General features: G+C 68.9%; 12 protein-coding genes. 4 read left to right on the plus strand and 8 right to left on the minus strand.

Going from position 1 to position 13,271, the window contains the following annotated elements; translation table 11 throughout:
* The coding region (locus tag D7231_RS33685) for a transposase family protein (protein WP_147449849.1) at positions 1 to 347 on the plus strand (347 nt) is incomplete at its 5' end.
* 217 nt (positions 348 to 564) lie between these two features.
* Here the strand turns inward: D7231_RS33685 and D7231_RS33695 are convergent.
* On the minus strand, positions 565 to 1,149 hold the full coding sequence (locus tag D7231_RS33695; RefSeq protein WP_242000059.1) for a hypothetical protein: 585 nt from the start codon (positions 1,147 to 1,149) through the stop codon (positions 565 to 567).
* A gap of 249 nt (positions 1,150 to 1,398) precedes the next feature.
* Between D7231_RS33695 and D7231_RS38660 the strand changes: the two genes are divergently transcribed.
* Both D7231_RS38660 and D7231_RS33705 read left to right on the plus strand, forming a co-directional pair.
* Positions 1,399 to 1,503 (plus strand): hypothetical protein, encoded by a 105-nt coding sequence (locus D7231_RS38660; RefSeq protein ID WP_391475394.1) that lies wholly within the window; start codon positions 1,399 to 1,401, stop codon positions 1,501 to 1,503.
* A gap of 202 nt (positions 1,504 to 1,705) precedes the next feature.
* Positions 1,706 to 2,521: an ATP-grasp domain-containing protein gene (locus tag D7231_RS33705; RefSeq protein ID WP_120760006.1), complete on the plus strand. Its 816-nt coding sequence runs from the start codon at positions 1,706 to 1,708 to the stop codon at positions 2,519 to 2,521.
* A 343-nt stretch (positions 2,522 to 2,864) separates the two neighbouring features.
* Here the strand turns inward: D7231_RS33705 and D7231_RS33710 are convergent, their stop codons facing one another.
* The 6 genes from D7231_RS33710 to D7231_RS33740 all read right to left on the minus strand — a co-directional run bounded on the left by D7231_RS33710 (position 2,865) and on the right by D7231_RS33740 (position 10,629).
* The gene (locus D7231_RS33710) at positions 2,865 to 3,851 is read right to left on the minus strand and encodes an aldo/keto reductase (protein WP_120760008.1); all 987 of its coding nucleotides are present in this window, start codon (positions 3,849 to 3,851) and stop codon (positions 2,865 to 2,867) included.
* 325 nt (positions 3,852 to 4,176) lie between these two features.
* A complete protein-coding gene (locus D7231_RS33715; protein ID WP_120760010.1) occupies positions 4,177 to 4,557 on the minus strand; it encodes a hypothetical protein in 381 nt (126 codons plus the stop codon).
* A gap of 749 nt (positions 4,558 to 5,306) precedes the next feature.
* Positions 5,307 to 6,638, minus strand: coding sequence for a glycoside hydrolase family protein (locus D7231_RS33725; protein ID WP_242000060.1), 1,332 nt, complete (start codon positions 6,636 to 6,638; stop codon positions 5,307 to 5,309).
* 159 nt (positions 6,639 to 6,797) lie between these two features.
* On the minus strand, positions 6,798 to 7,466 hold the full coding sequence (locus tag D7231_RS33730; protein WP_228774804.1) for a DUF4328 domain-containing protein: 669 nt from the start codon (positions 7,464 to 7,466) through the stop codon (positions 6,798 to 6,800).
* Positions 7,467 to 7,660: 194 nt separating this feature from the next.
* Positions 7,661 to 9,163: a transferase gene (locus D7231_RS33735; protein WP_242000061.1), complete on the minus strand. Its 1,503-nt coding sequence runs from the start codon at positions 9,161 to 9,163 to the stop codon at positions 7,661 to 7,663.
* 122 nt (positions 9,164 to 9,285) lie between these two features.
* On the minus strand, positions 9,286 to 10,629 hold the full coding sequence (locus tag D7231_RS33740) for a TolB family protein (RefSeq protein ID WP_120760013.1): 1,344 nt from the start codon (positions 10,627 to 10,629) through the stop codon (positions 9,286 to 9,288).
* A 387-nt stretch (positions 10,630 to 11,016) separates the two neighbouring features.
* Here D7231_RS33740 and D7231_RS33745 point away from each other — a divergent pair, with 387 nt between their 5' ends.
* A complete protein-coding gene (locus tag D7231_RS33745) occupies positions 11,017 to 11,760 on the plus strand; it encodes a hypothetical protein (RefSeq protein WP_120760016.1) in 744 nt (247 codons plus the stop codon).
* 91 nt (positions 11,761 to 11,851) lie between these two features.
* On the opposite strand, the gene D7231_RS33750 is transcribed toward D7231_RS33745, so the two are convergent.
* On the minus strand, positions 11,852 to 13,099 hold the full coding sequence (locus D7231_RS33750) for a M20 metallopeptidase family protein (RefSeq protein WP_422396787.1): 1,248 nt from the start codon (positions 13,097 to 13,099) through the stop codon (positions 11,852 to 11,854).
* Positions 13,100 to 13,271 lie beyond the last annotated feature (172 nt).

A 13,271-nucleotide genomic window follows, 5' to 3' on the forward strand; every position in this document is an offset into this window, starting at 1 on the left:
GGATCCTGTGGGTTTCCCGGGCACTGCCCGGCCGCACTCACGACCTCACCGCGGCCCGCACGCACCGCATCATCAACACCTGCCGACGGCTGGGCATCCCGGTCCTGGCCGACCTCGGCTACCTCGGTGCCGGCGGAACCTTCGCCACCCCGCACCGCCGTCGGCCCCGTCAAGAGTTCAGCTCCCAGCAACGGTCCGTGAACAAAGCCCACGCCCGCCTCCGGTATCCCGTCGAACGCGGCATAGCCCGCCTGAAGACCTGGCGCATCTTCCGCCACGCCCGCTGCAGCCCCACCTGGCTCACCACAGCCGCCAAAGCCGTCCTCACCCTCGAGAGCTACCGCTGAAAATGCTCACTGGTTCGGCGAAGTCGCGGCGATCGAGGCCGACCTCGCAGCCGCCGAGCAGAAGCTCACCGCTATGGGCGACCTCGCCGCGCGACACACCGCTGTCCACCTCGGCATCCCCGACTTCCGCACCAGCACTGCCCGAGGAACCACGAGCCCTGGCGGCGACTGACGACCGTCCGACGGTGAGCCTTCCGCATCTGACTGCCCAGTGGCCTCAGACACGAGGCGGCAGAACCTCGATGACCTCAGCGATGCCAACGACAGGTTGAGCCTCGTGCATGGTGATCACGTCACCGGGCTTCAAATGCCGCCACCGCTCGGGCTGCAGGGGAGCCAGGCGGACCTCAGCAGTCTCTCCAGGGCCGAGCTGCGGAGCGAACTCCGCCCAAAGCCGGGCAATGTTCAGACCTCGTTGTCCGTCTGTACTGCAGCTACCGATGTCCCACAGAGGCCTGAGACGACCATCCCCATCAAAGGCACCCTGGCGCCCGCCCTCATCCGCTCCCAGTAGCGTCAACGTCGCGCGGACAGTTCCGTGTTCGACCTCCCAACCCCGCCACTCGCACCAACGACGGCTGCGCTCCAGCATCATCTGCCGAGCGGCCTCAGCGAGCATCTCCCAAAAGTCCCGCGTCACGGGATGGACATCCGCGATCTCAATGAGCACGTCGAGCACCATCTCCCACTCCTGGAGCTCGATGCCCTTGCGAACATCCCCGACCGTCCGGCCGTTCTCTGCCACGGCGTCCTCGGGCAGTAGGTCGACAATCCGCCGAAGAAGTGTGAACGCATCATCCATGTGTTGCATTGTCACCTGGTCCCGGATGTACTGTCACAGACGATCAGGCAGGACGCGGTGGCACGGCAGGTCTGGAGGCTCCACCAGCTTCAAGATTCTGCCCACTACGTGTTCCGAGGGGTTCACTACGTTGCTCGCCTCGGCCGCGAGCCGGTTCTGATCCCCGTCCCGGACGCCGTCCGCGCGGACTGGGAAGACACTGCCGCCTCGCCCGACTGAACGGGCCCGGCACTGTGGCTCCATGGCGACCTGCGTCCGGTCAATTTTCTCACCGCGGACGGCATCTTCTGCGGCGTGATCGACTGCGGCAGCCTCTCCGTGGGCGATCCATTCTGTGACCCCGCCGCCGCTTGAGCACTGCTGCTGGACGGCGCCGCTCACCACCATTTGAGGCCCACCTGCCAACGCCATGCTGCGACGCCTCACCGTAACGGCCAGCCGCCTGCTCCCGGCCTGTCGGGCCGGGAGCAGGCGAGGTGTCAGTCAAGAAGGGGAAGGAAGGTTCGCCAATAGCCATCATTCTGCATCTCACGCTCAGTCAGAAATGGGATAGTTGATGGCTGTGAGCAGAACCGACTTCCTGGCACACGCGCCACAGTACTCAACCACTGGCGAGCTCCTTGCAGCCGCTGCGCGACAACGGGGCATGGATGTGGAAGTGCTCCCTGTCTGTGGCGGCGCAGGCGGGCTGAGGGGGAGGCCGGGTGGCCATTACTTCGGCGGGCCGCTGTTCGCCGCCGGAATCGCTGACGAACTCGAAGTCGGCCTACTGGAGCCGACAGACGACTGGTTGTCGTCCCTGCCACATGAGTTCACCCTACGGAACATTGTGTCCTCCACCTTGAGCGAGGCTCGGCGCCTGACCCGGCCCGCCTTCGTGAAGCCACCGAGCGGCAAGAGCTTTCCAGCTGCAGTCCATACCGATGGCGGCACACTGCCCCGCACAACGGACCTGCCATCAGACACACCGGTTCAGATCAGCGATGTCGTCACGTGGGCGAGAGAGTTCCGCCTCTTTGTGCTGGACGGAGAATGCCGTACAGGCAGCCAGTACGTGGCGTTCGGACGCATGGATTCGGCTCCGCTACATGGCCATCCTGACGAGGAAATTGTCCGAGAGTTCGCAAACAACCTGCTGGCCGCGCACGGCCACACGCTGCCCAGCGCGGTCGCGCTCGACGTGGGTCTCCTGTCGACATCTGACGGTGGCACCAGCGGCTGGGCCGTGGTCGAGGCCAACATGGCTTGGTTCGCCAACTGCTACGCATCGGATCCGGACCGCACACTCGACGTGGTGCTGCGAGCGGCCGGCCCACGATCACGGCTGTCTGCCCGGGACCGCGGGTTCTGCCGCCACCTCAAGGACGCATAGACGGGTCAGCCGAGAATCGACTCCATCCAGCCGGAGTGATCTCAACCCGGCGCCAAGTCCGGCTACCACCGCTTCACTCACAGCTTCCTGATCGGCGACGTCATCCCTGAGCCAGGCCCCACCCCGCACCCGCGGCTGGCCATCCTGGTCGACGCCCACGTCACCGACCAGGACACCTCAAGCACCCCGTGGCACCGCGCCGAGATCCCCGCCTCAGCAGGCTACAAAACGGACGATCCGTCGCCGCCGTCCAATCCGCACTTGCCTCCGCAGGAGGTCGGTGGGAGCGAGACCGCGCGGGCGGATGCACGATTCTCTTCCAGGGCAACCGTGAACGGCAGGCTCAGCCGTTGACGAAGGTGAGGCTTGTTGCGTCGTAGCGGGTGCCTGCGATCTGCTCCGGCGGGGCAGCGGCCTCGATGGCGGCGAGGTCCTCGGGGGACAGTTCGACGGCCAGGGCCGCGAGGTTCTCCTCCAGGTAGCGCTGCCGCCGGGTGCCGGGGATCGGGACCACGTCGTCGCCCCGGTGCTGCACCCAGGCCAGGGCGAGCTGGCCGGCGGTTACTCCCTTCACGTCCGCCAGCTCGTTCAGCTTCGCCACGATCGCCAGGTTCCGCTCAAGATTGCCGTCGGCGAAACGCGGCTGGGTGCGTCGCACATCGGTCTCCGCCAATCCTTCGACCGAGCTGTAGCGGCCGGTCAGGAAGCCGCGGCCGAGCGGGGAGAACGGGACCATGCCGATGCCCAGTTCCCGGCAGACCGGGGCGACCTCCGCCTCCAGGTCGCGCGTCCACAACGACCACTCGCTCTGCAGTGCGCTGATCGGGTGGACCGCGTGCGCGCGCCGGATGGTGCCCGCGCCGGCCTCGGACAGTCCGAGATAGCGGACCTTCCCGGCCTGTACCAGCTCGGCCATGGCACCGACGGTCTCCTCGATCGGCACCTGCGGGTCGACGCGGTGCTGGTAGTAGAGGTCGATGTGGTCGACGCCGAGCCGACGCAGCGACGCATCGCAGGCCTGCCGTACGTAGGCGGCGTCACCGCGGACGAGAGTGGGCTCGCCCAGGCGGTTGGCGAAGCCGAACTTCGTGGCCAGCACCACCTCGTCGCGGCGCCCGGCAACAGCCCGACCGATCAGCTCCTCATTGTGGCCGGTGCCGTAGAAGTCGGAGGTGTCCCAGAAGGTCACCCCGAGGTCGAGGGCGTGGTGCAGGGTCGCGATCGACTGCGCGTCGTCCGTAGCGCCGTAGCCGTGGCTCATGCCCATGCACCCCAGGCCCTGCGCGGAAACCGCCAACTCGCCCAGGTACCGGGTGGGGACAGTGGTCATGGTGTTGCCTCCTGATCTCGGAAAACCATCTGTCCAAGACGCTAGGTGCTGGAGTGCACTCAAGGTCAAACGACGGCCAGGAACGACCACATGCCGACATCTCGGATGATCGCTCCGGAGCGCCACGACTGAACCTGTCGTCCGTCTCCCGTCAGTTTCGGCCGCGGCGGAGTGTACGAGGGCAGTGGACAGCTGATTCTGCTGGTGGCATGTCGGCGGAAACGGCGGATTCTTCATCGGCACCGGGAGCCCGGGAGCTGCGGAGCGTACGGTAGGGCGACAGCCAACGGTCGGTCATCGCTTCCCGTTCGAGTAGCTTGAGGCGTCAGGTGCTGCGGACGGCCAGGGCGCCGGGGAAAGCCAGGAAACCTGGGGTGGCCGAAGTGCCGTCGCAGCCCCGGAAGTCGCTGTGGTCCGTGCTCTCGGATATGAGCGTCAGCTCCTGCGGGGTGGCCGTGTACGTGCCCTGGTGGACCACGCCGTCCTCAAGCTCGTACTCGAACTTGCCACCGGCCAAAAACGTGAGCCGGATGATGACGGCCGGCGCAATCACGCGGTACGTCACACCCACGTAATCGGCCGGGTTCGTACCGCACGGGTCGGCGGCCCGGGCGGTCTGGGTGAAGCCGAGCGGTGTCACGGCCATCAGCAGTGCAGTGAGCAGGGGGAAGGCGAGAGCGCGAGGGCCGAGGCGGTTTCGATTCACGGGATCTCCTCCTTGCTGGCGGTGCCGGCCCGGCGGTCAGGCTGCCGCACTCACACACCCGCGCTCGGCGGGGCGTCCAGCCCTTCGATGCCGTATCGCCGGCGGAGGGAGGGCCGTCATCGGCTGTAACCCCACCGGATGCGCCATACCCGTCTACCGTCAGGACACCCTCCTTCACATCAGCGCGCAACACGTACCCTCGCCGCACCACCTTCCACCTGCGGCTCTTCCTGCTCGGCGGAGCCGGTTCGCCTCCGGGCAGCCAGGGAGAGCGGCTCGGGTGCCGGCTTCCTGCGGTCAGCGCGGCGACGACGTGCCCCGTAATCACATCGTCGTGTCGGCCGGGTAGGCGTACACCCGGAGCGGATCGAGGTGCAGTTCGTGAGGGCCCATGCAATCGGCGGCTAGCGTGGCAACGAGGGCCCCGCACGGGCAGGCCATGTTGCGGCCTCCGGTTCCGAGTGGTCCGCAGCAACCCTGGTGGATGCTTAGGGGGCCGGTCAGATGCAGGTCGGGCGCATCCTTCGGGTGCACGATCACTGAGTCTCCAGGGCCTGCGGGCACCATTCCGGTCATGCCAGGTGGCATGACAAGAGCGCGGCTCCCCTGCGCGTCCATGGTCGGGGAGGCCTGGGGCCGCGGAGGGAGCACCCCACGGTTCGGGGTCGGTGGCGTAGGTGCCACGCGGGACGGTCGACGGCGCGAGCCGAAGCTTGCGGTCTCCAGCAGAGCGGGCTGAGAACGGCAGCTCAGTGGGTGAGCCAGCGGACTTCGTACGGGGCGAGGGACAGTTTCTGTCCGGCGACGCGGGCCGCTACCTGGTGGTGTTCGGTGTTGACGACGAGGACGGCTGCGTCGTCGGCCAGGACCTGGATCCTGGCGCCCGGTCCCGCGGTGGCGTCCACATCGCGGAAGGCGGTGCCCGGGGGGAATTCGTGGGCGAAGCGGCTCAGGAGGCGGGACATGGGCAGGCCTTGGCCGCCGTCGCGCAGGTGCGTGCTGCTCCACAGACAGCCCGGGCAGTCGTTGCCGGTCTGTTGCGGGTTCCAGTAGAAGGCGGCTGACGCGCCGCTCGCCGCCAGGTGCATCAGGGCGGTGGCCTGCACGGCGGTGCGGTGGTGTTCGTGCCAGCCGTCACGGCCGCCGAGCCGGCCGTCCTCGGCGGGCGGCTCGACGTACCACTCGGCCCACCACACGGGGAGCCCGGTGACGTTCCTCAGCCAGCGGGTGACGTCGGCGAACTTCTCGGTGGCGGCGAACTCGTCGGGGATCGTCTCGTGGCCCTCGCGGGTGTAGCTGGATCCGTCGACAACGACGAAGTCGGCGCCTGCCTTGTGCCTGTTCCAGTAGTGGATGACGTCGGCGGAGCGCTGGTCGAGCTCGCCCCAGGGGCCGCGGAGTTCGGGCGAGCGGTCCTCCCGGTCGTCGGCGGGAGGGTCGTGGTCGGCCACCACGTAGGGGCCTCCGACCAGGTTGTCCGGGCTCTGTTTCTTCAGCTCCGCGTAGACGAGGTTGTACAGCCGGGTGTAGCCCTCGTAGTTCCAGCGGCGCTTGTCCTCGTCGTAGAAGCCCTTCAGTTCGTTCCATACGAGGAAGTGCTTGATGTCGGGGTAGCGGCGGGCGATCGTGCCTGCGAGGCGGGCGAAGTCGCCGTAGTGCCGGCGGTCGGGAGCGGTCTCCAGGCGGGACCAGTCGGTGCGCCCCTTCCGGCCGCCTTTCATCCAGTCGGGGGCACCGCACAGGGTGAGGACGGGGGTGGCACCGGTGGCCCGCATCAGGGCGACGCGCTCGTCGAGGGCCTGGAAGTCGTACCGCCCGGGCGCCGGTTCGGGGTTCTCCGCGCCCCAGCCCATGATGTGCTGGTTCTGCGGCTGGGGCCGGGCGGAGAGCAGGGCACCGGCCTTGCGGGTGGCCTCCGGTTCGCCGTGGTCCGCGCTGTACTGAGTGTGGGTGAAGCCCCAGCCCGGCTGGGCGGCCGGCGGTCGTCGGCCGGCCTTCGGCGGGCCGCCGCCGCCCGGCTTGCCCGGGGACATCGTGAGCGGCAGGGCCGCGAGGGCCAGCGCGCCGCATACACCGAGCAACGGAAAGGAAGCCGGCCTCCGTCGCCGTAACCCCGTACCGGACACCACCGGCCATGCCGCATCAAGTCGCCCCACAGCATCCAATACTAGGCGCACAGCCTGGATTTCGTGCCCGTGTCGCCCCGCAGATACGGCACTCATATGGCGCTCATTCAGCGTTCATACGGCCCTGCTCTGCCATGCGGTGATTCGTCTGATGATGAGGATGACCAGTGCGCCGGCCGCCACGTAGAGCGCCGTGAGGAGAGTAGACACGTTCGCGTTGGTCAGCACGTCCTGCTCGGACTCCAGGTGCAAGGCCAACCGCCATTGGACCGGCTTGACGAGAGTGGCGGCCACGAACAGCGCCCACCAGGCGTTGATCAGGGCGGCGGGCGCGGGCCGCCGGGGAGCGCTGGACTGCCAGATGTCCGACACGACCTGGTACGGGTACCACAGGTTGGCCACCGGAGCCACCCACGCGCCGACCACCCAGCCCCGGGACCGGCGGTGCGCAGCGGGGCCGGCCAGCAGTTCGGCGTTGATCCGCGCCCGCCACAGCCAGATCAAGAACGCCACGCCGGCCGCGATCCACGCCGGGAGCGTCGGCCAGGTCGCCAGCGCCGAGAAGGAGTCGGCCGCGTCCAGATCCGCCTCCGTCGCCGTTCCGGCCAGGTAGTCGCGGACGACGAAGTAGTCGCGCCAGTTGGCCACCGTTACGAATATCTCGCGCACGAGCTCCAGCAGGATCAGGATGGTTGCGGCGGCGGCTGCGCCGGCCAGCGGTCTGTGTCGCTGCGTGGTGGCGCCGACAGATCTTGCAGGGGTGCCGTGCTGTGAGCTGTCCATGGATCCTCCAAGAGAGTCGAGGCCGTTGAAGAAGTTCGGGGCCGTTTCAAGTTGTCGGGGCGGACGCGTTGCGAACGCGCTCAGGGGTACGACTCGGGTGGCTGTTTCCTGAGAGCCGGTTGCGTGGTTCTCTCCGGCCGCCCCGGCTCCAGCCCTCGGACGGCTGGTCCGGGGACGGCTGGACGGCTGGACGACTACCAGAAGCCGGCGAGTTGCAGTGCCCGGTACGGCAAGGCCAAGGCCCCGAGCGCGAGGAATCCTTTCCCCAGCGTGACCAGCATCCCCATGTCGGCCCGCATGATGACCGCCCACCTGCGCACTCCCGCGGACGCCAAAGCCGACTTCATGGCGCGGGCCACGTGGCGCGCGGGCGTCATCACCGTCATAGGTCCGAGAGAGGCTTCGTAGGCGCGACGCACGCGCCCGCCTCGCGGGGGCGCGGCGCCGGCAGCGGGCTCCACCGGGCACACGTGCGGCGTCCAACCGGGACCGAAGGCCATGACGGCAGAGATCCAGGGGCCACCGTCGCCGGCTGACATCTCGCCCAGCCGGGAGGGCACCGGCAGGAGTTCGTCCAGCCGCTCGGCCACGCCCGCCGTCCGGCCCGGCACCAGCAGAACCACCTTGTCCGCGGGATGGCTGGAGACGGCCTGCTCGAGCTCCCACCACAGGCCTTCGCCGAGCCCCACGCTCAACACGATGAGCTGAGACAGTTCCATCAGCCGGAGGATCACCGGCTGCCAGTCGTCGAGCGGCAGGTAGAACCGCGCCGCCCCCAGACGCGGCAGCGGCTCCCCCGGTTTTCCCACCGCGATCACGGGGCCGAAAGCGCCCAGCACCCCGGCGAGTTGCTCCTCCCTCGAATGGATGTTGAGGTTCGGCCCGTCGTCGACCTGCGCCGCGGTATGGTCGTCGGCGAAGCTGCGCAGATAGAGCACGGGCCGGCGCCCGTCGGCCAGCAGGGCGCGGACCGCGCCGCGCGCCGACCGCGGGCGCGAGTAGCGCAGGACCAGGAATCCTGCCCCCAGCGCAGCCAGCCCGCCGGGCAGGAGGAGCACTTGCGCCGCCAGCGGCATCTTGTGGCCCCGCTGCTGGGCCATGGTGACTGCGAAGAAGCCCGCCGTGAACAGGGCGTACCCGGCTCCGCTCGCCGCCACGAATACCGGCCGCCGCCACCGTGGATGACGCGGGGCGAACCGGCCGACCACCTCGACGATCTCCGCGGCGCCGGCCTGGCGGCGATGCCGCAGCCAGAGCGCCGGCGCGACGAGCGCTGCGGCGGCCACGGTCCACCACAGCGTGACCGTGCCCCACGAGCTGACGTCCCGGTTGAGTGCTGCCTGATCCTGTACGACGTACGTGGTCAGGTTGCTTGCCCTCTCGCGGGCTGCGGAGGCCTCGCCCCTCTCGGCGTGACGGACGGCGGCGGAGACCGCGTAGCGGCTATCCCCTAGCCGCGGGGCGTTGTCCTCGAACCACGCCCTGGTCGCACGGATCTCAGTGTGCACGGACGCGTCCCCGTCGGCGTAGCGGTCCAGCGTGGTGACGAAGGCGGCGGCCTGCTCCGGGGCGCTGCGGAAGTTGTCACGGTCCCGCAGTTCCATGCCCAGGAAGATCGCCATGTGCAGCGCGACGTAGACGGTGGCGACCGCGGCCGCCGTGATCAGCCGGGCGAACGCCCGTAATCCCGAGGACACTCCCCGCACCCCCTGGCCCCCGCCGGACGCCGATGTCATGTCCGGGTCAGGCACAGTACTACCATGGCGACCCACGGGCCGTGACCGGTTCCCGGGCACGCGCTTCGCCGTAACCGCTCGGCTCAGCGCAGGTGCCGGAGGAAGACGTCCCCTCCCCCGTTGGTGTCCTTGGGCACCAGGTTGCCGGCCGCGCTGTCGAACACCGCCGTGCGTCCGGACAGGTCGACGCCGAAGTTCAGCGAGAACTCGTTTGCCTGCGCCCCGTCGGAGGCGACGTTGACGCGCTGCACCGCGCCGGTCCGCAGGTCGCGCACGAATACGTCCTCCTTGCCGTTGGTGTCGCCCGGGACGAGGTTGGACGCAGCGGAGGTGAAGAACGCGTACCGGTTATCGGCGCTCATGGCCACGTGCCCGTAGGACATGCCATTGGCCTCGGCCCCGTCGGCCGCCACGCTGAGCCGCCGCGTGTCACCCGTACGGAGATCCGTGGCGAAAGCGTCCGCGGTGTGGTTGGTGTCGCCGGCGACGATGTCGCTGTTGGCGCTCATGAACAGCGCGTAGCGCCCGTCCGGGCTCAGACCGATGTCGGTGAGAACCGCTACTTTCGATCCGGTGAGGGAATGCGCGGCCAGTTCGGTGCGGCCGGTTCGCAGCTCGTGCGCGTAGAACACGCGGGCCCGCGGCCGCGCCAGCAGCTCCTTGCCGGTGCCCGCCTGGGGGACCAGGTTGGATGCCCTGCTCTTGAACCCGACGCGGCTGCCGTTCGCGCTGATCACCGGGGAGATGGATTCGCCGTCCCCCTGCGTGCCGTCGGAGGCGACGCTGACGCGTTTGACGGTACCCCGCCACCGGTCCTTCACGAACACGTCCCGCGCGTTGTTGGTGTCCCCGGGCACCAGGTCACTGCGCGTGGAGAGGAAGGCGACGTAGCGGCCGTCCGCGCTGATCGATGGTTCGCTGTTGTCGACGCGGGCCTGCTTCGGGTCTCCTATGAGGATTTCGGTCCGCCTGGTCCAGCGGTCACGCACGTACACCTCGGTGCTGCCGGTGGGGTTGCCACCCGGTACGAGGTTCGTCGCGTCCGAGCTGAAGACGACATACCGGCCGTTGCCGCTGACCGCCGCGTCCCACGTCGAGCCGTCGGCAGGTGTACCGTCGGTGGCCACGGCGACCCGCTCGACCCTGCCGGTACGCAAGTCCTTCACGAACGGGCCACCCTTCCGGGTGTCGCCGGGGATCAGATTGCCGGCCCCCGAGCTGAAGACGACCACGCGGCCATCACCGCTGATCTTCCCCTGCCCCGACTCGCCGTTCGCCTCCGCGCCGTCGGCGGTGACGCTCACCCGCTCGGTGCGCGCCCGGTGCCCTCCCGGTGCGGCGGCCGCCGCCGGCAGCACCGTCACACAGACCCCTAAGCAGGTCCCTAAGACCGCCGCCACGACGGCCGTCCGTCTGAGATAGCGCATGCGACTCCCCTTGCTGAGGCAATTGGTGGTGTACGAGCCGAAGGAAGCCAACAGCTTGGCGAGGCGCGTGGTCAACAGGGAGGAGCCGGCTCCGGACCGCGCCGGCCAACGCTCAGCAGACGCGGCGATGTTCACCGCCGGCTTCCCCGCCGTTCGGCTTCGCCGGCAGCTCGGACGCCGCGGCCGAGGTCCATCGCATCGGTCGTGCCGTCGCCCCCTCTCCGCAATTTATTCCACGCCTAAAAGGCTTGACGTTGAACAAGTGGGCGTGTTTTTATTTCAACGTCAAAAGATCTAGCCGTGAAAGACCGTGTCTCGCGGGCCACAGGCGGAAGCCCCGCGCTCGTTCCCGCACTCGTTCCGGTACGACTCACCTGAGGACCAGAAATGACGACAGCAGACCGTGGAAACCTGAAGCTCTCGTACTCCGACGGCCGACCGGCCACCACCGGCATCGAGGCCGTCAACCGCGTACTGCGGACGGTGGGCGTGAGGGTCGGTCAGGTTCCCATTCCCGCGGAAGCTCACCCGATTCTGAAGGCGTCCAGGGACCGGGCGCTCTCGGATGCGGAAGGTACGGAGCTGATGTCGCTGTTCAGCATGCATCGGGGGCAGCTGGTGGAGCAGATCGAGCTGGCCGGCCGCCGACCGGAGACTCATGGGGGCGGATTCCTGAACACCTCCGAGGCCGGCGTTCCCCCGTACCCGAAGGTGTACGACATGAAGACGATGGACGCCGACGCCCTGCACGCCGTACAGGCGCGCTTCGGCAGGCTCCACGTGAACAGCTCCGACCACGGCGTCGGCGTCGACGAGGTGATGACGGTCGTCTCCGGTGGCCCGTGGACGTGGTTCTACCGGTTGCCCGACGGCGTGATCGCAAAGCTGTCGGTAGGCGCGGTCGGGACCGGTGATCCGGCCTGGCGCGTGAGCTACCCCGGCCTGGGCCCCCATGGCGCCTTCCTCGATGCCGAGCACGGCCTGATCGTGGCCTACGTCCACGGCCCTGAGAAGTTCGTCATGCGGTACGAGGACCCGAGCGTGGACGGTGCGCAGGTGCTGGGCACGAATCCGTGGATCGACTTCAGCGGCGACGCCCCGCGGCTGCTCGACGAAGTGACCGCGCACTGACCGGCGCCACGGTGAACGCCTTACGACCACGCCGTTGGGCGACGAGGCCTTGCCATACGACTTGGTCAGTGGAAGTACCGCCCTGTGCGAGTCACCCCGATGGCCGCGCCGCATTCGCGCTCTCTCCGCCTTCGCTTTCCCTTTCGCTTCCGCTTCCGCCGCCGCGCAGGAAGTCCTCGGCGACCGCGCAGTGCAGGGCGACTCCTGCGGCCAGCGCCTCCTCGTCGTAGAGCACGCGGTCGGAGTGGTTGTCCGGGACCGTGCCCGGCACGCTGCCGGGCGGGCAGGCGCCCAGGAACACCATCGCGCCGGGCACGCGTTGCAAGACGTACGAGAAGTCCTCGCCACCCATCGTGGGGTGGGGGAGCTCGTGCACGCGGGAGGGACCGAGGGCGGCGGCCGCCGCGCGGCGCACCAGTGCCGTGAAGGCGGGGTCGTTCTGCACGGTGGGGTAGCCCTCGGGGAGTTCGATGTCGGCGGTCATGCCATGGGCGGCGGCCACTCCCCCGGCCACACGCGCGATGCCCTCGCGCACCGTGCGGCGGCTCGCCTCGGAGAGTGTGCGGTACGTGCCGGACAGCTCCGCCGTCTCCGGGATGATGTTGAACGCGCTTCCCGCCCGGATCGTGGTGATCGTCAGCACCGCGGGCTCGAAGATGCCGACGGTCCGGGTGATCATGGTCTGGAGAGCCTGGACGATCTCGCAGGCGACCGGGACCGGATCGAGCACCCGGTGCGGGCCGGCCGCGTGCCCGCTCCGGCCCCTGACGGTGATGCGTACCAGGTCGGCGGCGGCATACTGCGTGCCCGGCCGGACGTGGACGGTGCACGTTTCGTTGCGGGCGTTGATGTGCAGGGCGAACGCCGCATCGACCGCCGTGCCGTCGGCCAGGGTGAGCAGCCCCTCCTCGATCATGGGCAGGGCCCCGCCGCCGGTCTCCTCGGCGGGCTGGAACATGAACACCGCCCGCCCCGCCAGCCGGTCCCTGCGCGCGCTGAGCAGCCGCGCTGCGCCCACGAGCATGGCGGTGTGCGCGTCGTGACCGCATGCGTGCATGACGCCGGGTACTTGGGAGGCGAAGTCGAGGCCGGTGTTCTCCTGCTGCGGCAGGGCGTCCATGTCGGCGCGGAGCAGCAGGGTCCGTCCGGGGCGTCCGGTGTCGAGCACGGCCACCACCGAGCTCAGCTGCCTGCCGAGCGTTACCGTCAGGCCCAGGCCGTCGATGGCTTCCAATACCGCCTGCTGCGTACGGGGTAGGTGCGCGCCCACTTCCGGATTGCGGTGGATGCGGCGGCGCAGCGCCACGACATCGGGCAGTAGCTTCCTCGCCTCGGTCAGGAGGCCGGAGTCCTGGGAGTCCTGGGAGTCCTGAGGGTCCTGGGAGTCCTGCCGGGCAGAACCGTTCCCATCGATGCTGCCTCCTTCGATGCTGCTTCCATCGACATTGGTTCCATCGATCGGCACGTGCGCCTCCACTCCATACGGGGCGTTCTCCAGTGCAGGATGCGGC

The organism is Streptomyces klenkii (genome assembly GCF_003626645.1).
GTDB classification, from domain to species: domain Bacteria; phylum Actinomycetota; class Actinomycetes; order Streptomycetales; family Streptomycetaceae; genus Streptomyces; species Streptomyces klenkii.